This is a genomic window from Thalassobacterium sedimentorum (assembly GCF_031127905.1).
Classification (GTDB): domain Bacteria; phylum Verrucomicrobiota; class Verrucomicrobiia; order Opitutales; family Coraliomargaritaceae; genus Thalassobacterium; species Thalassobacterium sedimentorum.
The window spans coordinates 41,099-63,231 of sequence record NZ_JARXIC010000010.1; the positions used below are offsets into that span (position 1 = coordinate 41,099).

The following is a 22,133-nucleotide window of genomic DNA, read 5'->3' on the forward strand; positions in this document are numbered from 1 at the left end:
CCGTATATGGACTCCCATCCAAACGAGCAAACTGCGATCGACTCGCTCTATCGCATCAGTAGCCTAGTCTCTGATACTGAAGAGCCGAAGGAGGCGCTGCGCCTAATTCTCGATGAGATCATCAGCGTACTCAAACCGAGTAGCGCATCGATTTCCCTCATTAATCCCGATACTAAAGGCCTGGAGCTAGAAGCTTCCTATGGCCTACCAGAGGATTGGAATAATCTAGAATTAGCCTTAGGCCAAGGCATCACTGGTTGGACAGCCTTACACGGTCGTGCCCTGATCGTGGGCGATGTTCGACAAGAACCACGCTATATTTCCGTACGTCCCAGCGTTCGCTCTGAAATGGCTGTCCCCATGGAAGACCAAGGGATGGTGATCGGAGTCGTCAATGTGGACAGCGAACAAATCAACGCCTTCGACGACTCCGCTCTCAAAATCCTTACCCTGCTAACCAATGAAGCCACCCGGGTAGTCTCACGTCTGTGGATGATCAAGCAACTGCGGACCAAAGCCAACCAACTGGAATCACTGGTAGATATGAGCCAGCAACTCGTTGGTGAATTAGACCGGGACGAGTTGATGAAGACACTCACTCGACAGGCACGCCAACTGATGGACTGCCATAGTAGCGCTCTCTTTCTCCTAGGCGGCGACGGTCGTGAACTGCAACTTCACAGCTTCGTGAATGCAAGCGGTATGGTCGACGAAACACTGACTCTGTCGCTCGAAGACAGTGCGCTGGCCGCCTCAATACATCGACGCAAGCAAATTGAAATACATGACCTAGCCTTTACCGAAGAAAATGATTTCCATCGAATCATCCGGCGTGAAGGCCTCGTTTCCATGCTCGCCTCTCCGATTATTTTCGGCGAAGAGGTCATCGGAGTCATCATCGCCTACACAGATCAATCCCACCGCTTCAATAATGACGAAAAAAACGTATTCACCACCCTCGCAGGGGTGGGTGCAATTGCCATACAAAATGCACGTCATTATTCCCGCATTTTTGCCAGCGAAGAGTCCTTACGCCGCAACGAGAAGCTCACGACCCTCGGTATGCTGGCTGCCGAAATTGCGCATGAAATCCGCAATCCTCTAACAGTCATAAAGTTACTTTTCGACTCACTCGACTTACAATTCCCCAATGGAGATCCACGTCATACCGACATACAAGTCATCGGAGAAAAGCTCAATCAACTGGAAGAGATCGTCGAAAGAGTACTCAGCTTCGGGCGCACGCGCGAGGGCATGCACACCCGTCACGATCTCAGCGGACTCATTAACGACACGCTCAAACTAGTACGCCTCAAACTCCACCAACAAAAGATCGACATCCAATTCTCTGCACCCGCCAAAAGAATCTTAGTCGATGTGAACAAAGGTCAAATCTTACAGGTCATGCTCAATCTGGTGCTCAATGCCACTCAAGCTATGCCTGATGGGGGACGTATAGAGATCCGAGCAGACGCGGACGCAAGCGCAGCGCATCTCACCATTGCAGACAATGGCAGCGGCATCCCCGAAGCAATTCAAGCTGACATCTTCGAGTCATTTTTGACTGATCGCCCCGACGGCACGGGGCTAGGTCTATCCATCAGCAAGCGCATACTACGCGACCATCGTGGCAACATCGAACTCTCGCACTCTTCTCCCGCTGGTAGCACTTTTCATCTCTGGCTACCACTCTCCAAATTATAATGCAACGACTTCGCCCCAAGGAAGTCCTCACATACATAAAATGCAACTCATCGAAGGCTAAAAAAGCGGATTTTACGCAGGCCAAACCAAGTCATGCGTAATAAGATCCACCCGTGTCGGAAACGTGAAATATTAGTATCACCATAAGTACGGTCCCGATAGCGAACGAGAATATCACGAATCCGTAGATCGAGCATCGCACTACCGAAGAGCAAATTAAAATCCCCAAAAGGATCAAAATCTCCCAACACTTCAATGCGTTGAAGTAGGCGCACATAGTCAGCACGCAGCAGCATCTTTGTCCCACACAGGCTATCCTTAATCGGTTGCCCCAGCACAAAGCTGAGTGCAGTCGCAAAGAATTTATTGCCCAGCAGATTCAGAAAGCGCATTGCTTGCGATTCCATCGGATAAACCAAACGACAACCATTCGCAAACTCGCAATTGCCCGATGCAATCGCCTCATAGAACTTGGGTAAATCCTCAGGTGGCGCCGTCAAGTCACCGTCTTGAATCACCAACACATCCCCCTTTGCCACCGCAAAACCTGCGAAAACAGCATCCCACTTCCCCTTGCCAGGCTGTTGTAAATATTGCACACGATGAGGCCCCTCATAGGCGGCCACTTCGCGCTGAATCACCTCCCAGGTGTCATCCACACTGTTACCTTCGACAAAGATCACCTCCGTCTGTTTCCCGAGAGTCGGGATACGCTCCAAAGCCGCTCGAATATTGCCAGACTCATTGCGTGCAGGCACCACAACCGAGCAACTAATCTCACCTTCGATTTTTGGTAACATCATAGGACGTGCCACCGCAGTCGTGGACATACCGAAGTGGCGAAAGAGTGGCAAACGAACCAAGAAACTATTACAAAAGGGTGCCAAAAGCGGAACCCGAAAAGGCAATATTTGCTCAGTTGCACTGCTCACGACCTCAAAACCATTTAATTCAAGTATATTTTGAATATCCTTTGAACTCAGCCAGTTACTTTGAGGCTGCGGACTCGTCAAACGCAGACCACGCGCCAATTTCATGAGAGGCAACCAAACATGATTGAGCGATACGATATGCACACGAGTACGCGCATGGCACATGCGACGCAAATTAGCAATACAAGTATGCACATCGGGCAGATACCCGACCAGATAATCGAGAATGATAACATCAAATTGCTCCTCAGACTCAAAGGTTTCCAAATTACCGACTTTGAATTCTAGGTTTGGTTGATTGTGTTTTTGCTGAGCCCGCTCTACCATTTTCCGACTAAGGTCAATGCCCACCCCCCTCGAAGGATTGAGCGATGCAAGTAAATCCCCATGCGCACAACCAACTTCCAACACACGCATCCCAGCTTGCACGTGGAAGCGAAAATACCCCTGCACTTGCGAGTGGAAACCGCGCTGCCGCGCGCGAAATGCATCACCTTGTTCAGCGATCACGTTGAAATGTTTTTCTAAAGCCTTCGTATCCATTCTTAAAAGTGATGCTAGTAAGGGCTTCTTTTTAACATACAGTCAAACAAAGACATTCTGGACATTTTTTTAACAATCAGTTCACGAGAAAGCGACTTGCTATAACAATGCGCAGAGCTTTGATTTCGCACTATGCAAAATGAGCCATCCTCGCCCGCTCGCAATACTGCGTCGGCCTACCTAACTGCGATCACTGTCATTCTTGCGCCAGCCCTCTCATTTTCAATACAACCAATTACAGGTAAGTATTTACTACCGATACTTGGAGGCACCGCGACCACCTGGCTCAGTACACTGATATTTTTTCAGGCTTGCGTACTGATTGGATATTTGAGCGCTTTCGCAATCGTTAAAATGAATGGAAAGCTGCAGTCTATTTGCATGGCCATATTTGCCATTCTATCTGTGATTCTACTCAAAGCCCCTCCAGAGATTACCCCAGGTGCGATGAGCATTTGGCAGCTCATACTCGGACTTAGTTTCTCATTAATTATTCCAGTCACGTTCCTTTTCACAATCGGAGTAGTCTTACATGAGTGGCTAGGCGTCGCTCGTGGGCATATCCCTTGGTATTTGTACGCGCTTTCAAATTTAGGTAGTATATTGGCACTCCTCATTTATCCATTTTGGATTGAACCAAACATATCACTCGAAGCCCAATCCTTGGCATGGCGTATCTCCTTAGGCCTACTCGCTCTATTAGTCTTAAGTCTGTGCGTCAACCGCTGGCACCTCCCGCCTGCAAGCTTTCGCCCAAAGGCCTCAAACGAAGATGCGGCATCTCGACAAAGAATCCTCTACTGGCTGCTTTTGGCATTTCTATCATGCCTGCTATTCATGGCAACCACCCGGGAATTAACTGCTGAACTCGGCTCACATCCATTAGCATGGGTGCTTCCATTAGCCATCTATCTCGGCGCCTTTTCATTAACCTTTTCAGGTTTTTGGGGACGCAAACTCAATATCGCGACTGGCATTGTGTTCGTCATAACTTTTACGGCCTATGTCTATAAACAGGGCCTCGCAATGAACGGATTGGATGCGCGAAGTATACAGCTATTGCTACTCAACGTAGCCGCTGGATGCGTATTTCTAAACGGCACACTATATCAAAGTCGCTCGCAGAGTTCATTCACCTCATTTTACATAATGATCGCACTCGGTGGATGCCTTGCAGGTCTATTTTCAACTCTAATCGCACCATATATTTTCAATCGCAATTACGAATTCCAACTAGCAGCCTTCCTATCAATATTGATCGTTATAAGTGTATGCCAAATAAATAAACCAATACTGAAACTGGCCCTGCTACTGGTATTCTTATCGCCTGCATGCTGGCTGTTAAGCCATGATTTACATAAGATCAATGCGAAGGCGCCGAAAATACAAAATCATTTCATGCGCTCAATCTATAGCCAGAACATCCTGACAGTTGCTCCGGGCAGACTATCTATTAGTAGTGAAGCTACACTACATGGTTCGGAGATCACACAGACTGATATCAAAGGCCTTCCCACGACTTACTACCATCTTGAATCTCCGATCGGTATGGTTTTTGAGTATCTGAACACAAAGAATGATCAATCATCGCGAAAAATTGGCGTTATAGGCCTAGGCGCAGGCACACTCGCCTACTATGGGCGCCAACAGGATCACATGGTATTTTGGGATATTGACCCAAGCATATTACAAATTGCAGAGAACTTTTTCAACTACCTGAGTAATAGTCCGGCCACAACCGAACTCCGCCTTGCGGATGGACGAATTGGAATTCGAGAGCTAGACTCCCCACTACAAATGCTCATCGTCGATGCATTTACAGGCGATGCAGTCCCCTCGCACTTACTAACCAAAGAAGCTTTCAGTGAATTCTCTAATGCAGCTCCAAACGGATGGATAATTTATCACATCTCCAGTCGATGGATGGAGGTCACCCCAGTTCTTCAAGCTAACTTAGAAGCCAGCAAGCGACGGGGCGTTCGAATAATGACAATTATCCCCCCCGAAGTCGCATCCAAGACAGACTATCGCTCCGCATCCTATATAGTCATCCCTCCTATAGATGAAGTCGATAAATTCCTCGATTTCCTTCGACCTAAAGCAGACTCTAACCCCTATGTCAGCTCAATGTTTAAAGTCCCCAGCAATTTAAGACAATCCATTCCGTGGACAGACAGCCAAAATTCGATTACCGACCTACTACTCTGGTCGAAATTCCTCTAGGCTGTTGACGAGGATTCGCTATGGTAAGTATAGAGGGTCGTATGGTAGATCATCAAAATCATCCATTGTCCGTTGATGATCTTTAATGTGAAGAACTCGACTGATTTGAGTTCGTAGTGAAGGAGTCAACTGATAATAAGCATCCTCAACAGGTTCTAGTTGAAAATAATCATGATGCTGCGACAAGACAGGCCTCCATTCTCCACTAGCATTCAGACGCAAGGTCTCCACCAAAAAGACATTCTTAAAGCCACCTCTCTTCATTTGATAGGATAGTGGCTTTAAGCGGGCCACCAACTTATTGCAAGTAATACTAGGATAGCGCGCCGCATTCCAAACGTGCGGATGGTTATCGATAAAAAAAGTAGTCTTTGGTTCTAATTGCTCGGTTTGCAGCCAATCGAGTTTCCAATTTTGTGAGGCAGCATGTGGATTACGCTTAGGCACTTCTTTTAAACTTAAAACATTCGGTAGAGAGCATAACGCATAGAACAAGCACACAAAAAACAGAATAGAAATATCACAGTGCAACCTCTTGGTAAGCTCATTTAAGAAAAACCCCCAACCAGCTAACAAGGGAGGGATGACAACCAAACTAAAGCGCACAGCCAATGCATCCTGAAAACTCCCCCAAAAATAGGTCGCATAGATGCAATACATAATGACAAAACCTGACAACCAAGTCACTACAGCGATTCGACACTCAGGAAATCGATCTACATTCTCTTGGCTCTGATAGTAGGCGTAAACAGCCCACACCAGGCCAGAAGCACCCACGAGCAACAGAAATAAGTCATTTGGGCTGCTCCAAGATGGATTCAAAAAGAATAAGGAATTATCAACCAAATGCTCCCTGAGATAGTCCAAGCTAAAAACTGGCAATTCTTCAGTGCCTGCCCCCTGAAAACCATCAGTTCGTGCCAAGGTCAATCGCAACAGCCAAATCGATGGTATCAGCAAAAAAGAAACCATAAATATCGCAAGGCCTGGGCGAAATTCCGTAAGTCTTCCTGCTTTCAAAACTAAGAACACGCCGAGCACCACCACCCACACAGCAGACTCATAACGAGCATAAGCAAGTAGCGAAGCACAGAAAACCGCTAAAGTTTCAGGAGCTTGACCATATTTCTCTTCCCCGCAGAAAAACATAGTACATCCCAACATCGCAATAAGCAGATAATTAACCGGTTCCAAGCCCGCCCCGCAGACTGATTGTAACCACACCGGATTCCAGATGAATGGCAGTATGGCCACCAAAGCAATCAGCGGACGGAAAAACTGCTTCAAAAGAAACCAAAAGGTGAGCACTGCAAAAAGACTAATCCAATAATTAACCTTGAACGCATTACCCACGTCATAGCCAAAAATCCAATGATACATCGCCACAATGGCAGGGAACAACCAAGGCCGCTTATCCATACGACCGTCAACAATTTCGAAATCATCCCCCAGCCAGTATCCACGATGCGCAGAGAAAACTTCCCCTGTCTCGTAGATAGATAAAGCGGTGTTCGCTAATGTCCCTTCATCATCCATGACACCAAACCTAGGCTCTGCCAAGAAATTCCAAGTCAGTATGGTTAAAGCAATTAATACAGCACCAAAGAACCAATCAGTGCGTGCGCCCAAGCCATCAAGCATGAATCGCCTCTTAAGCAAAAGCACCAAAGAACATAACCATCCGACCAATAGCGCCATGACAAACACAACACCGGCCTCACGGACGCCTTGATACGCAAGACTTATTGGAAGCGCAAAACCTACAGTAAGGCAAGAAGCCCCAAACGCCAGCAGTAGCCAAAGTCTGAACGAGCCTCGCATTAAGGTGGCAAAACGGTTACTATGTTTAAACGGAAGCATTTTTCTCCAGAACAATCAGCATACGTAGCCCAATATACTGCAACAAAAACTGCGGGATCCATGATTCAATTTTCATCAAGCTAGACAATATGGAGCCAGGTAAAAATTGTGGCCCTGAATACCCTCCCGAAAGAGGATAGGCCAAGCAGTCTCGATACGAGATATTCTGAATAGTCATCCCTAACTCCACAAATTTACTCTCCGTCGTCGAAGCTTGCTCTTTAAAGAGTTCAAGCGCCATTGCCATATTCGCAAAATTGCCATCATCATCATCTGCAGGAAATTCATATGGCGCAATGATTCCTTTGGGAGCGATCGGTTCCACATGAAAGGCACGATAAAAGTATCGTCCAAATAATGTGCTTGCGGGTTCCATTAGAATGAGTCGCCCACCAGGGCGCAAAACCTGACTCGCACTTTCAATTAAGCCCAAGGGACTTCTTAGGTGATGCAATACATCCAATGCCATAATATTTGCCCATGGCTGGTCCTGAAAAAGCGGAATATCATAAGCAGAAGCCACACGATCAACATAAGGTGTCTTCACTAAATCACTAGTAATAACCGAATCATTAAACTCCTTGATCACACCAATTCCTGACCCCAATTCCAAGCTAGCACCATCTACGCATGCATCTAGCATCTGCTGGTACAACTCCTGATAGATACGTCTCAAACCTGACTTTTTATGCCAGGCACGCGAACTCAAATCAAGCAGACTTAAGTCATATGTCATCTCAACTTCACTCATCCACACTCCCTCTAAGGCTCACCAGTCGACAAATTCGAGTCAAATGATAGGGTCTAAACGAGCGCTCTGCGAGAATTTCCATTTGAAATCTATCCCGCATTGCACGCGCTTGTAAACTCTCAGGCACATATGCCTGACCATTCAATAATAAGCGCTCAACATAGACGATCTCTTCGTATACACCGTCATCAACTAAACCTAAAATACTATCTGAAGAACGCAAACAAGCATTCAAACCTAGAGAGGACTCTTCGCGCATGGTATGCGTTAACAAGTATCGATCAATCCACAGCGCACTTGGCGCAACTTCATCAGCAAAAGCCCCGAGCCAGCGATCTTCGTTCACCACGAAATTCTCACGACTATATGGAGGATTTGCATTCACTGACATGGTATAAAAAAGAACAAAACAAGTACTACTAATGATGGCATAGCACCATACAGATTTAAACTGACGAGCGAAATGCGTCATTAACACAACTGAGCTGAGCGTTAACAACCAATAAAATAACAAGGAATACCTCGATACAAACGGGCTATCCAAGCGACTGGCATGAAACCCAAGAATAAGTACAAACTGAAGTATAAGAAACGGAGCGAATACAATTAAACAGAGATCCACTGGCCTAAAGTCTAGAAATCTCTGACCAGCGACCCGATACTTAAAAACCAGAGGAAACGCAACCAACCCGATTAAACCGCATACACTGAGCATAGGCGAGTTCGCAAGATCACCATCCCATGCGAAAAAGAATGCGAGCGCATGGGAGAAGTTTGTGATTAAATACTGCCACGAAAATGCAGTTTCTGCCCCTCGAGTCAGCTCCCAAGCACTTGGTTGGCTAAGGTAATCAAGAATATGCAAGCCATAAGCAACTAACAATAGTGGAGCTAGAATAGTCGCCCAGGATAACTGAATTTGTCCACTACGCAACCAGCCCAACAAAACGATAAGTGCGACTGGAGCTATAAACAATGCCAACTCATAGCGAGTATATGCAAGAAGCACAGTAGCCAAAACCAAGACCCCCTCGCCAAGCCTACTCGGCTGCTTAAGATAAGCAATCGCTCCCAGCATGACTACGATTAAGAGAACCAAGCCTAAAAGCTCCATACCTCCGCCGCTAGCAATTTGCGAAACGAGCGGCAGGCCAGCGAACAATAGAACAGTCAGAAAACCTGCTGGAGCGCCCGACAAAAGGCATCCAAATGCATAAGCTAAAAGAAATAATAGGCCTCCTAAAATCCCATTTAGCAGAAAACTATTAAACACTGAATACCCCAAGCAATCATGCAGAATAGAGACGTATAATGGATACAGCCACAATCGCTTATCAATAACCGTATTGGCAGCGACTTGCTTGCCAGCGTGATCCAACAGAAGATTCACATCGGTAAGCACTTGACGGTCTTCGTGCATATTTCTAGCCGTATTTGCTAGGACATAATCATCCATCGCAATCTTATATCCGAAATCTGCGTGCACAAAAATGACATAGCTCCCGATGACTGTAGCAGCGCATGCAAGCGAGATGCTAGCTATTTTCCAAGACCCTGAGAAATGTTCGCGTAAAAAAGCTACAGCGAGCCACGCCAGAAAAAGCATGGTAGTGCTCAGTGCGAAAAAATACCCGCCGTATTGTACCACAGCAGCACGCGTGGCGGGAACCACCAAAAATAGTGCGGCGACAGATAATATGACAGACAAGGCAAATAACACACAACGGCCAGTCACAAACTTAATGATTAGATCCTTACTCACAATAATTTAGGCAGAGTTTCAACAAACAGTCGGTTCTTTATCGCTTCTTCCGACATTCTACCCGTGTAATCAACTTGAACGTCTCCCCAATCTGGCCGCAAAAGATTGCTAGCGGGTAAGGCCTCCCTACGAATGCCTTCCACACGTGCGAGCCTCAGCAGCTTCCCTGTAGGCGTCATCTGTTCTTCAAGTACAGTCAGCTTAAAGCAGTTTTCAATTCGCTCATAACTGAGCGTCTTTCCCTCCCGCTTAAAATTCGCCTCGAAAGCCCCTTCACCAACCAAATAGAGAACGAACACATCATCAAATGTCTTTAGATGCATATGCAACTCAAGCTCTGGAAGTTGCCGCTGGGCTGTAATCACAGAAATAGAAGAGATATTGGATAAAACCCCTACAATACTCACTTGAGAAATAAGTAGGGGGTTCCCCTGCAATGGCTGGCCCTTCAAGTCGTCGCCCAATTTTAGCACTCGGTCGCACAAACTCTCACTCTCGATTTCATCGAGATATTCATTCCTTGCGATCGCAGGACGGCTCACCACTAAAAAGTATAGTACACACAGAACAAGGATGCCTCCTTGTGGTTTAAGCCCCCCTCCTCTAGGTATCCAAATTCTAAAGACCGCTAACACTACCACTACCTGAAGGCATAAAAACGGCAGCGCAATGCGCGTTACAACCATATCATCTAAATGCGCCCAGTGATAGACCATTAAGAGACCAAAATTAAATAGTATCAACGCTACCACAACCATTGCCATTCTAGACTTAACAGGATGGTTAAAACAACTCGCCCAGCGTCCTGAAAAAAACGACCACACTAGACATAGAAATGCTAGAGCTGACAATACACTCAACAGAAAGCTGTTAGGCAATTCCCCACTCATGGAAAAGAGATACATTCCCGCATGCTGCAAGTTATCCCCTAAATAACTAAGGGAAAATGGCTCTGAACGCCCATCCTGCATCTGCCAAAATGAACTATACTCCCGCATCATAACCCGCTGTAAGCCAAATGGCACCAACAGTAGAGGTGCAAGGATGAGAGCGATCGAGATCTCAATTCTGCGTACATGCCACCAGTGCCAAAGGACGCCAATGGCAACTGGCAATACGAAGACAGCAGACTCATAACGCGACTGAACCAAAAGAATGGTTGATGCAATATATAGCGCCTGATGCTTCAAACTAGGACTCTCAATATATTTGAGCATAGCAACCGTAGTCAGCCCAATCATCGTCGTATTGAGCAAGTCAAAGCCACCCGAATTCGCGACGACTGATAGCAGCGGCAGTGTCGCCAGCAAGACAAGCGTAAGATAGCCCCCCAATGAAGGCAGCAACCTACCTCCCAAGTAAAAACCCGTAGCAAGAAATAACAAAAGAACAATCGCGTTTAAGTAAATACTGTTTTCCACCCGGTAGCCAGTGGTGTCATGCAACAAACTAACTAGGAATGGAAAAAGCAAAGGTCGCTTATCCACTGCCCCAGAGTTCGGATAATACATATTTTGCACATTATAGCCTGCAGTGAAATAGAAACAACTTCGGTCCACGTGCATCTGCTTCGCAGTCGCTGCTAAAACTGGCTCGTCCATATGTATTTTAAATTCGGCTGGCTGTGCATTTAGGACATACATCCAAGTCAGCAAAACAGCCAGAACCGGACAATATACTCGAAGCTTCTTCTGACGTAGTGCAGCCAGCCTCTCTCCAATCGGAACGCCCCCGCTAACAACCTGCCACCAAGACGCAATGGCCAACAAAAATGCAAGCAGTATGAACCAATAACCACTCCACCCCACAACAAGAAAGGCTCGCTCTACGTCAAAGTAAAAAAACCCAAAATAGATCGCCAACAACGAGGCCAAAAATAGCAGAATACAACGGTGACGCATAATGCACATAAAAAAGGCTGCCCGATAAACGGACAGCCTTTAATTCGTAAAAGTTACTAACTAGAACAGACTAGAAGTCGACAGAAACAACTGTTCCATCCGGAAGATTTGCTGTAATGTCTTCACCTTGCTTGATGGTAGTTGTGTATTTATCGTCGGTGCCTACATCATCAAAAGCCTTGATGTAGGAATCAGGACCAACCAATTTTGTAGAAGCAACTTCTGTTACACCGTATTCAAGAAAGTACTGGTCAGCACCCGAAGAAAGTTGGCGAAGGTTATTTGTAATCGCTTTTTCCTGAGATGTCGCGCGAACCTTTTGGAAGGCGGGAATCGCCATTGCAGCAAGAAGACCGATGATAACGACCACGATCATAATTTCGACGAGAGTGAACCCCTTTTTGCTTTTAGTATCCATGATGATATTCCTTTATTTGTATGATTTAATATATGTATTTTGACCAGGGAAGACTCCCCAAGCATCTCAAATAAAAGACTTTAGTACAAAAAATCCAAGTACAAACCGCGCAGGCACTGGCTTTAACAAAGTTTTTAAATACCTTGGATTCGCCCACAGAGCCCTAATACTAGGCCGATGGAGCCGTCACTCCATCGGGATAATGCGTTGCAAAAATCATCTTCCCTCCAGAAGACGGCACTACAGAATCAACCTCTACCCGTATTTCCTGCCCGATCCACTTACGACCATTGTTAACCACCAGCATGGAACCATCCGGCAGATAACCAATCGCTTGCCCTGAATCTTTCCCGGGCTTAACGAGCTCTACGGTCAAACGGGTCCCAACCGACACTTCCTGGTTCAGCGCCTTCACCAAGGACGTAATATTTAACCACTCGACACCGTGGAATTCCGCCAACTTCGCCAAATTATAGTCTGTAGTTAACAACTTAGCCTTCATAGTATCTGCCAGATACACTAGCTTAGAATCGACAGCGTCACGCACAGTGACTTCGCTTTCATGAATGCGTAAGTCCACATGCTTCATCCTGCGAATACGATTTAGCACCTCGAGACCGCGACGCCCCTTTTCCCGACGTGCGTGCTCACTCGAATCGGCCACCGATTGCAGCTCATCCAGGACGAAACGTGGAATGACCAGTGCATACCCAAACCAACGGCTATCGCAAATCGCAGCAATTCGCCCATCAATCAGAGCGCTGGTATCCACCACAACTACGAGAGATTCGACATTCTGCGCACTAAAGCGAACATAAGGAATCACCAAGTTGAATTCATCCTTGCCACGTAAAGCAACCACAGTGGCCAGATACATTGAAATAATATACAGTGCCAGCCTGGACAAAAAGAGCGTCTCCGCTAAACGCGGATCCGATTCCAATGGTTCAAACAGTGGTGAACTTGAAATCAAGAAAGCAATCAATCCACCCACCGCAAGGCCGAAGGTTATCGCAGAGAGCCCGCGTAGAGAAAAGCCCTGCAGCATCATATCGGTCAAAATAACGAGTGCGGCTACACTCATACCGATAAATAAAACGGGCATGAGATCCCAGCCCTCGGTGGTATACCCCAGCAACAGACACCCCAGAATGCTGACGACCAAGAAAAACACACGAACTATTAAAATCGTTCGATCCATAGCGTGACTAGATTCCCTCAAAACGAATGGCCCCCACCAACCAAAACAAAATAACAGGCAGTAGCATCATAATCGCCATTGCGATATACAGGATGCGCCGCACTCGCTGCGCCTTCGCGGGGAGCTCACCAGGTGGGTGTGACTGATTAATTGAATTCATTCTCGGTGAAATCTACTCTATCGCCCCGATCTTAGCAACGAAAAGTGACCGAAGCTCCCATAATAAACAGCTCCAACTCCTACAAAGAATCCACGTTAACAACCACTCTGAAGCCAGTCAGGCGATTTCGCTCACCACGCGGCGCTTCACGAATCGGCACTGTAAATATAGATTCTAGCCGATCTTGAGCATGGCCTCCAATATGCCGCGCATCCTCAGTTTCGTAGCGATCGATCGACTCCAACCACTCACTAGCATTGCCCAAAAGATCATAAAAACCACTCGCAAAAGCTTCTTTAGTCCCCACTGCCTGTGGCGCACCATCAGAATCCGCCACACTCCAAACGTGGTCCTCGAGCACCACATAACGCAAACGACCGAGCGCCTGACGAAATTCGTTCTCAGTGGGCAAGCGCACGGATTTACCCAGAATCCATGACAATCGCTCGCAAAAGCTCTTCGCCTCAACCCAACTCACCGAATCAACTGGCCGCAAATCCCCCTTGTTACGACTAGGGTTCGTCCCCATAATCTGAGCATACAGCGCTTGCGGCACTTCTGTGCGAAGCATGCGCCAACCATCCCCATCAGGAATGGGCAACAGGGCGTCATAAATCCGGTCCTGTACAAAGCCCAAATCATTCTGCACCAAATTGAGGTAGCGCACTTTTAGCTGCAGATCTTCATTGTTCAACGAGCTGCGCGGGAAAGCTTCCTGCATCTGCTGAATATCACGACGCAGTGTCGCGATCACCTCGGCAGCCTCATAGGTACGGCGCTCCGAAAGCAAGCGCTGCATTAAATCATGATTCTGCTCAATTTCCAGGCCCAGCTCATAACTCTCTGCCGTCTGACTTTTGCGTAGATATTCCGAAACACGCTCCGAGGAAGCAAATGGGCTATCCCGATACGCTTCATTAAGCTGACGCTGTAAACGTGCCGCTTCCAGATACAGAGCCGCAGCCTCGCGATTCTGATTCCCTAGACGCGCTTCATCCGCCAGCTGCGAAATACGTTGCACCTCCACATTACTCTGGCCGGAACGAATACCGACCAGCTTGATGCGCAAGCGCTCCAAACGAGCGACACTGGCCTGATTCGTTCCACGGTATTCGCGATTAAGTCGATCCTGCAGATCCATCGCCTGCCGCAAGTGCTCTTCGGCCGCGCCCCACTCTTTAGCAGCCATAAATTGATCCGCCTCCACCTCTAGAGCCAGACTACGCTGATACAAAGGTTCGGCCGTCAGATAGCGTGCTTGTCGTTCCAAATGTGCCGCTCGCCCGACATTGTAAGCCGAACTCAAAGGTAGATTTTCATTAATCTGCTTTTGTAATTGATACGCGGCCCGATATTGAGCGCGCGCACCTTCGTAATCCTCGCTCTCTGCAAGTCGCTCTGCCGTCCGCTCCAACTCTAAACTCTCCGCACGCAATGATTCGGCGGCCAAATTTTGGTAACGCTCCTTCAAAGCCACCTGCCGCTGATAACCTTCGGAATCCACCCCTTGAATTGCAGCCAAGTAGGCTTCCTGCTTATTCAAAGCCCGCTCCAGCAACTTTATATCTTCTGGTCCCGCCTCGCGCAGCGCCAACACTTCTTCAAATCGAGCTTCCAACTCAATACTCTCTTGCTGCAAAGCTTTCACCGATTCCGGGACTTCAATACTGTAGTCGAAGTTACGAAAATCGACATTGCGTGGACCCAACTGGCTCAAGAGCCAAAAAGCACCCAGCACACCAGCTGCGAGCAGTATGACAAGGCAGACAATTAGAAACTTTTTGCCACCACTCATTTCGTGGGGCATACGCTTGTGGGGAGACTTCTGAAAAATTGCCATAAGTAAATTGGGGCTGGCGCTGTAAAAATAGCCTGCCTTAAATGACCTGCAACGATCTATGCCGCAAGGTAAAAGGCACACAACCAAGGCCCGACTTCTCGCCTAAACAATACATTTTTTCATTTTTAAGCATGTTTCAACAAATCACCATACTTGGCCCGGGCCTACTAGGCGCGTCTTTGGCACTCGCCCTAAAAGAACGCGGACTCAGTCAAAAGGTTCATGCATGGTCACGGCGCCCACAAACACGGGCACAGGCCTTACAGACCAGTTGGTGCGATGCAGTCTTCGAATCACCCAGCCAAGCCTGTGCAGGCAGCGAATTGGTCGTCATCTGTACTCCAGTCGAAACGATTGTGCCACTCCTCGAACAGATCGCTCCATCACTGACGCCCCAAACACTCATCACTGATGTCGGCAGCACTAAAAGTCTCATTTGTCGCGAGGCACGTGGCACACATGTCAATTTCATAGGCTCGCATCCAATGGCCGGCTCAGAGCAAACTGGCATGGCACATGCCCGAGCCGATCTATTTGACGGAGCCGCCTGCATAATTACTCCACTAGATGAGGCCTCCGAGCTAGACATCGCACGCTTACACCAGCTATGGAATGCAATCGGCATGGACGTGAGCACCTGCACCCCGGAAAAACATGATGAAATCGTCGCCCACATCAGCCACCTGCCACATTTAATCGCCTCAAGCCTTTGCAGCTATCTAGCAGGTAAAGACAGCACGTGGAAGCAACTCAGCGGAGGTGGCTTGCGCGACAGCACACGCGTCGCCGCCGGAGACCCCACACTCTGGAAACAAATACTCGAACAGAACCGCGAAGAAGTTTTACGTGCGATTGATGGCTTCGAAAACGAGCTCCACGCCCTAAAAACTGCATTGCTCGACCAGAACACGCTCGAACTTGTGGCTCAACTAGAACGCGGCAAGCGATTTAGAGATAGCCTTTAAGCACCGACCACCTGCACTCGTTTCAAAATACCAACTTTCAAATACCAAATGTCCAGCGCACTTGCAATCCAGCCATTTACCAAGGCACTCCACTCAAAAATTCAGCTTCCGGGCTCTAAGAGCATAACCAATCGTGCCTTAATTTTAGCCGCTCTGGCACACGGCACCACCCAACTCGAAGGTGCACTTTTCAGTCGCGATACCCGCATCATGCTGGCCGCACTGGAGACACTCGGCTTCCAGGTCAGCGCCGACGAAACGGCGCACACCATCAACGTCCAGGGCGAAGGCGGCACCATCCCTGTCAAAGAGGCGGAGCTCCACATTGGCAATGCTGGCACGGCGGCACGCTTTCTCACTGCCTTTCTCGCGCTCGCCGAAGGCGGCAGCTATAAGCTCGACGGCGACCCCGCCATGCGCGAGCGCCCGATGGCGGGCCTGCTAGACGCACTGATCGCACTCGACGCTGCAGAATTTGAATTTCACGGCCAAGCGGGCCATTTCCCTTTCACCCTCAAAGCCAAGGGCTATCGCGGCGGCTCGGTCGAAGTCGACGCCAGCAGTAGCAGTCAAATCCTATCCGCACTGCTCCTCTCCGCTCCTGCCGGCAGCGCCCCCACTACGCTCAGCTGCCCAGGCGTACGCCCTTTCTATGTCGCGATCACACTCGCGATGCGCGAAGCCTTCGGCGCTCAGGCCCTCGAAGCCGACGACACCAGCAGCTACACCCTGGAGCCAACTCGATATAAAAGCCCGGGCAGCTACGCCATCGAGCCCGATCTCTCCGCGGCCAGCTACTTCCTCGCACTCACCCTGATCCAAGGCGGCACACTGAAAATCCCCAACGTAGGCACGGATCCGCTGCAAGGCGATGCCCACTTCGTGGACGTGCTCAACCACCACGGCCTACGGGTGGACGCCGAGAACAACGAATGGACCGTCGCCTGCGCCACCCCACGCGACATCCAACGCGGCCACCGCGAGATCGACTTCAACACCATCTCCGACACCTTTCTGACCTACGCGGCGATCTCCCCCCTACTCGGTGGTTCCGTGCGCATCTGCGGCATCGGGCACACCCGCCTGCAAGAGACCGACCGCATCGCCGGCATGGCTGCAGAGCTCTCCAAGCTGGGGCAACTCGTCAAAGAAGAGCCCGAGGCCCTCACCGTATCGATCAAACCCAACGAACTACGCGCCCGCGCACTCAAGGCCCGCAACGAAGGCAAACTGCTGACCATAGACACCTACGAGGACCACCGCTTCGCCATGAGCTTCGGCATCCTCGGCAGTTTCGACCTGCTCGAAGACGGTCAGCCCTGGCTGGCGATCAACGATCCCGCCTGCTGCGGTAAAACCTTCCCCGATTTCTTCGAAGCGCTGACAGCCATTCGCACAGCAAAATCATAGGTGCTACTTAACATTCAGTCGATAGACCTTAAAATCGGTATATTGATGATGAGAGCGGACTAAGCGAAATCCAAAATACCCTGCTGTATGCGCAGGAAATTGATCCAGCGTATAGGCTTTCTCGATGACTGGATCTTTGCCCCGCTCCAACGAAACCAGATCTCCCGGCTTCATTTCGTAGAAAACTCGACCGTCCATCAAATACTGCACGATGCCTTCTGCCGCAACAAGTTGCACCGTGTGCCATTTGCCGGGTGAAATCAAATAATCTGCCTGCCCATCACGATCGTTTAGCGCAATATGCTGAACATCATTCCCCTTAACATCTTGCCGTGGATAACGCCGAAAGCGTGTGGTTTGATTTCCTGTCGCGCCCCCACCACCAGTGCTGGCATAATATCCATGTAACTTATGATAACTGCGAAAGGCTCCATCATAACGAGACGCATCGAAAAGACCATCCGCGACTTCGGGATCGCTGGCATGCCAGAAGTTATTGATATCGCGCGCCTGAACCTCCGGAAAGGATAGCGTGTCTTCGGGGCATCTGACTTGATAGACTATTGCGATCGGCCCCTCAAACTTATGCTTTAGCCAGACGGTGCTTCCCCGCGCTGGCATATAGATGTCGAGCATCCCCTGATCAAAAACAACCCGCGGCTCCATCGGCGAGTCACTCGCTTGTATCTGCACTTCCCATTCCTGAGAATTTTTAAAATCAGTTTCGTATAGCAATTCCCCGATGGTAAATGCATCCACACCATAGCCGACCACAACTGGCTCTACCGATTGAAGTGGCTGCGAATCATTTTTTGCATAAGACATAGCACTTAAAGACTGCACGACTATAAACAAATAGGCAGCAAGCAAGCAATTGAGAGGACCAGTCGCTCGAGCCCATTTAGATTGGAAGTGGGAATTACACATGGTTTAAGTAGATAGTATCATTTCATAAATCAACTCATTCAGCCCCACTCGTATCAACTGTCCAGACTGGCCAACGGCCAGAGTAGTCACGCTGCTCCTCGCCTTTTTTAAGTTGGCTTAATAGGATATCTACTTCGGGCAATGAATGATCTAAAAATGCCATCGACCAAGTACGGTCTGCACCATCTTCGTAAGGGATTGCTTGCTGAAATTGTTGAGTCCAATCCGCCCCTTTTTGGCCCTGCTGATAAATGCTGAGCAGATGTGGCACACTTGAGGATGGCGATATGGTCAACAAGCGATGGCTCCCGTCATCCATACGCTCTAGATCCTTGGCTAAGGTATCTTGATAGTATTCGTGCTCCCAAAGTCCAGAATCCTGATTCCAAACCGCGATCCAACATTCTTCGCGTTTATTATAAATCACGATTGGACTGCCATCGCTATACCAGGAGCAAAGGGCGCGGGTGACCAGCTTCTCCTCATAGATGGGGCCTGTATCCAGCACGATACAATGGGCCAACATTTCCTCTAGGTCGATCAAAGTGCCTAAATCCGTCTGGTCCAAAGAGCGCCAAGTGCCTGAATCCGGGATAAACGAAGCAAAATAAACATTACGTGAGCCTTGATTATGACCATTCGGGCCACCTCGCATGATCCATACAAAGTGAATTTTATCCGGCTCATCCCCCTTAGCAGGCTCTAGGCTGAAGTGGTACCCATATACTTCATCAATTCTGTTTGGATCCAGCTGCTGCGAGTCAATGGTTGGAATATGATCCGACCATGTTAAACCACTGTCATCTGAATAGACATAGCCAAATGAACGATAAGGCCACTTCAGGTCGACGGTTTGACTGTAAAATACATATATCCGTTCGCCCACCGTCATAATCATCGGATAACAATTCCGATCTTCTCCTGCGACTCGATAGCTCCAATCACCTTCCATTGAGTTGGGCTGTGGAGAACGTATCACCCGAAGATCCGCACCATGATCCGCCCAAGTAATAATGAGATGCCCATCCGGTGCCAGTGCCATGTTGGGATAGTTATGATAATCCCAGGTCGCATAGTATTCCTGATGACAAAGCTCACGCGCGGGCGACCATGTCTGACTCGCATGATCATAAGAGCGCCCCATCACACTCATCCCGGGCCCGTTCCAGCAGACAAAGGTCTTATTGGAAACCTCATCGTATAAGCCGTAGCCATGCGGCCGACGACAACCATAGGTCGCATCGGCAGCCAGCTTCGTAAACTCTGGAGCATGTGCCGACGAATCAACCTCACAACATGCAGCCACTCCTGTTTCGCTAGCAGCCAAGGAAACGGCAGTGCCATCACCACCCGCTGCATTCATCGAGATTACAGCTATGAAACAGCTGCTAAAGTATGAAAGTCTCTTTAACATTAGATTATAACACTTAAGTACATAAAGGCACAATCGGACGCTCAGGCAGCGAGCCTGAAACATCCCCGACGAGCATTAAAATTGCCTACATTAATTACCTGCGGCGGCGACTGGCCACAGCAGCCACAGCACCGGCGAGCCCGAGCACGACACTAGAGGAGGAAAACTCGGGCACTGCCGAGTAACTCACTTCGACACTGCTCAGAGAATATCCGCTCACAGCGGTGTCCGCTCCATAGAAGACAAAAGTATCAAATGAAATCGTGGCCCCTACATTATCGGATACTGTCGCCGAATACCCCTCAAAATTATCAATACTAAAGTACAGATCGACGCCAGTTGATGTGCGGGTCACTGAAAAGACACCATTGTATGTGGTTTCCTCATCATAAGTTCCCCCGGTTCCCAAAGACGATTCGGTTAACGACGAATAAGCACTCCCGGAGTGAATCAATTGTTGGTAACCATCAAGACGTTCGCTCAATTTAAACCCGGATGACTGATTTACATTCATGAAGGCGGCGTACCCTGAATAATCCTCAAAGGCGGCATCACTTAGACTGTTCAAATCGCCAGTGATACGCGAACCACCCGAATCCAAAAGCCCTACACGTAAATTTGTGTAATTTGCGGTCGGCCCCGATACCGAAAAGCTAAAATCAACTGTCAGGGAGTCGCCTACAGCGAGATCCACCGTCCCGGAATCAGTAAAATAAGTTAACGCGAAGCGATTCGCTGTAGAAACCAAATCGCCACTGGTATCATTCAACCCGCCAGAGGCACTGCTGTACCACGCAGATGTATCAGGCAGATCTTGAGTGTTTCGCTCACCGCTATCAAAGTCTTCCGAGAGCAGAACGTCTGCCTGAACAGAGCTAAACAATAGCGGTAAACTTAACAACAAAGCACGGGAGTATACTGTTTTCATTTTTGAGGTCATATTCATAAAGCACATCATAGGGTTATTTCGTAGTGAACTTGACTAAGGAAACTTGAGACAAATAACCCTGATCAATAACCCGCGCTGCACAAATTCTTTTGAAGTCAAACATTTGCGCACTCATCTGAGGCATCAAGAGACGCCTCAGTGCCTAGCACTTAGGGCGTAGACTATTCCCATCCCTAAAGTTGCCTGAAACAAGGAAAAATCTCTGCGGATTTAACACTCCCTTTGCTTGTTCGTGAATCAATGATACGAGAAAATCAACCATGTTGGCACTCAGTTCTTCAGTCATTTCATCGAAGCCTGCCAGATCCGCCCACTGCTGCTGATCTCGACTTATGGTTAGAACTGAAAAACCAATCTGCCTGGGAATTTCGAAGCCACACGCAAGCAAAGCCTTATAATGGTCCACATGCCCGATCACTGCTTCAATACGATGCTGCCGAACCCATTCCTCAATCCCATCCAAAGCTGGCCACTGAGCAAAAACTGGCGGGGGGCTCTGCAAGGCTGCCATCTTGGAATCCAGCAAATATGCCGCGTGAATTTGCCCGCCAGTCCTCTCATCCAAATTAGTCGGCAGGCAGAGACCCACGCGGCGATAGCCACGCGAGTGCAACTCCTCCAAATGCGTAAGCATATTTTGCAAATGATGTGTGGTGACACGGTTAAAATTAGGCTCTTGCACAGAATGTCCAACCGCCACCACGGGCCACTGATCGAGATTCAACTCCAACTTAGTCTGATTACGAAAGGGCCCCACAATAATTCCACGAAGACCTTGACTCCACCAAATAGACTTTAAGCGTTCTAGGCTGATATCCTGTTCCAACAGATTATACTCAATCAAATTATAGCCCAACTCTTCAGCCCGACGGCGGGCATTATCCCGCACTAATCTCTGATAAGGCACAGATGAATCGAAATTTGTTAAATAAGCCAGACCACTTTGAACATCCCGAGGCCGAACAGCATGACGATACGCACACAACGCCCGCATGGATGGATCGGGCCGATACCCCATTTCTACAGCCAAGTCTTGAATTTTCTTACGCACTTCAGCGGAAATACGATGATGATCGCGTAAGGCCAAAGAAACAGTGGAGACATGCACACCGGCAGACTCCGCAATTGCCTTCAATGTAACACGACGCTTCATGCGCAATTGTTTGAACACAT

At 48.4% G+C, this 22,133-nt stretch carries 17 protein-coding genes; 4 read left to right on the top strand and 13 right to left on the bottom strand.

Annotated elements, in window-relative coordinates:
• Positions 1-6 precede the first annotated feature (6 nt).
• Positions 7-1,704: a GAF domain-containing protein gene (locus QEH59_RS07735; protein ID WP_308984794.1), complete on the top strand. Its 1,698-nt coding sequence runs from the start codon at positions 7-9 to the stop codon at positions 1,702-1,704.
• Positions 1,705-1,751: 47 nt separating this feature from the next.
• On the opposite strand, the gene QEH59_RS07740 is transcribed toward QEH59_RS07735, so the two are convergent.
• Entirely contained in the window at positions 1,752-3,179 is a 1,428-nt protein-coding gene (locus tag QEH59_RS07740) for a glycosyltransferase (protein ID WP_308984795.1), read from the bottom strand.
• Between the two features lie 132 nt (positions 3,180-3,311).
• Here QEH59_RS07740 and QEH59_RS07745 point away from each other — a divergent pair, with 132 nt between their 5' ends.
• Complete coding sequence (locus tag QEH59_RS07745; protein ID WP_308984796.1) at positions 3,312-5,402, top strand: spermidine synthase; 2,091 nt, start codon at positions 3,312-3,314, stop codon at positions 5,400-5,402.
• Between the two features lie 18 nt (positions 5,403-5,420).
• Here QEH59_RS07745 and QEH59_RS07750 read toward each other — a convergent pair whose 3' ends face one another.
• The 8 genes from QEH59_RS07750 to QEH59_RS07785 form a co-directional block, all read right to left on the bottom strand.
• Positions 5,421-7,262, bottom strand: a complete 1,842-nt coding sequence (locus QEH59_RS07750; protein ID WP_308984797.1) for a hypothetical protein — start codon at positions 7,260-7,262, stop codon at positions 5,421-5,423.
• Entirely contained in the window at positions 7,249-8,013 is a 765-nt protein-coding gene (locus QEH59_RS07755; RefSeq protein WP_308984798.1) for a class I SAM-dependent methyltransferase, read from the bottom strand. Before QEH59_RS07755 ends, QEH59_RS07750 begins: the two co-directional genes overlap by 14 nt.
• Positions 8,006-9,775, bottom strand: coding sequence for a hypothetical protein (locus QEH59_RS07760; protein WP_308984799.1), 1,770 nt, complete (start codon positions 9,773-9,775; stop codon positions 8,006-8,008). Before QEH59_RS07760 ends, QEH59_RS07755 begins: the two co-directional genes overlap by 8 nt.
• Positions 9,772-11,676, bottom strand: coding sequence for a glycosyltransferase family 39 protein (locus QEH59_RS07765; protein WP_308984800.1), 1,905 nt, complete (start codon positions 11,674-11,676; stop codon positions 9,772-9,774). The genes QEH59_RS07760 and QEH59_RS07765 overlap by 4 nt, the downstream gene beginning before the upstream one ends.
• A 70-nt stretch (positions 11,677-11,746) precedes the next feature.
• Positions 11,747-12,094: a type II secretion system protein gene (locus QEH59_RS07770; RefSeq protein WP_308984801.1), complete on the bottom strand. Its 348-nt coding sequence runs from the start codon at positions 12,092-12,094 to the stop codon at positions 11,747-11,749.
• Between the two features lie 169 nt (positions 12,095-12,263).
• Complete coding sequence (locus tag QEH59_RS07775; protein WP_308984802.1) at positions 12,264-13,295, bottom strand: PIN/TRAM domain-containing protein; 1,032 nt, start codon at positions 13,293-13,295, stop codon at positions 12,264-12,266.
• A 7-nt stretch (positions 13,296-13,302) separates the two neighbouring features.
• Entirely contained in the window at positions 13,303-13,455 is a 153-nt protein-coding gene (locus QEH59_RS07780; RefSeq protein ID WP_308984803.1) for a hypothetical protein, read from the bottom strand.
• A 79-nt stretch (positions 13,456-13,534) separates the two neighbouring features.
• Positions 13,535-15,295, bottom strand: coding sequence for an SUMF1/EgtB/PvdO family nonheme iron enzyme (locus QEH59_RS07785; RefSeq protein ID WP_308984804.1), 1,761 nt, complete (start codon positions 15,293-15,295; stop codon positions 13,535-13,537).
• 131 nt (positions 15,296-15,426) lie between these two features.
• Between QEH59_RS07785 and QEH59_RS07790 the strand changes: the two genes are divergently transcribed.
• Both QEH59_RS07790 and aroA read left to right on the top strand, forming a co-directional pair.
• Positions 15,427-16,260, top strand: coding sequence for a prephenate dehydrogenase (locus QEH59_RS07790; protein ID WP_308984805.1), 834 nt, complete (start codon positions 15,427-15,429; stop codon positions 16,258-16,260).
• Between the two features lie 48 nt (positions 16,261-16,308).
• Positions 16,309-17,670, top strand: a complete 1,362-nt coding sequence (aroA, locus tag QEH59_RS07795) for a 3-phosphoshikimate 1-carboxyvinyltransferase (protein ID WP_308984806.1) — start codon at positions 16,309-16,311, stop codon at positions 17,668-17,670.
• A gap of 3 nt (positions 17,671-17,673) precedes the next feature.
• On the opposite strand, the gene QEH59_RS07800 is transcribed toward aroA, so the two are convergent.
• The 4 genes from QEH59_RS07800 to QEH59_RS07815 all read right to left on the bottom strand — a co-directional run bounded on the left by QEH59_RS07800 (position 17,674) and on the right by QEH59_RS07815 (position 22,113).
• Positions 17,674-18,495 (bottom strand): DUF6250 domain-containing protein, encoded by an 822-nt coding sequence (locus QEH59_RS07800; protein ID WP_308984807.1) that lies wholly within the window; start codon positions 18,493-18,495, stop codon positions 17,674-17,676.
• A gap of 136 nt (positions 18,496-18,631) precedes the next feature.
• Positions 18,632-19,960, bottom strand: a complete 1,329-nt coding sequence (locus QEH59_RS07805; protein ID WP_308984808.1) for a BNR-4 repeat-containing protein — start codon at positions 19,958-19,960, stop codon at positions 18,632-18,634.
• Positions 19,961-20,105: 145 nt separating this feature from the next.
• Positions 20,106-20,939: a hypothetical protein gene (locus QEH59_RS07810; protein ID WP_308984809.1), complete on the bottom strand. Its 834-nt coding sequence runs from the start codon at positions 20,937-20,939 to the stop codon at positions 20,106-20,108.
• A 163-nt stretch (positions 20,940-21,102) separates the two neighbouring features.
• Positions 21,103-22,113 carry a LacI family DNA-binding transcriptional regulator gene (locus QEH59_RS07815; RefSeq protein ID WP_308984810.1) on the bottom strand — a complete coding sequence of 337 codons (1,011 nt, stop codon included), beginning with the start codon at positions 22,111-22,113 and terminating at the stop codon, positions 21,103-21,105.
• Positions 22,114-22,133 lie beyond the last annotated feature (20 nt).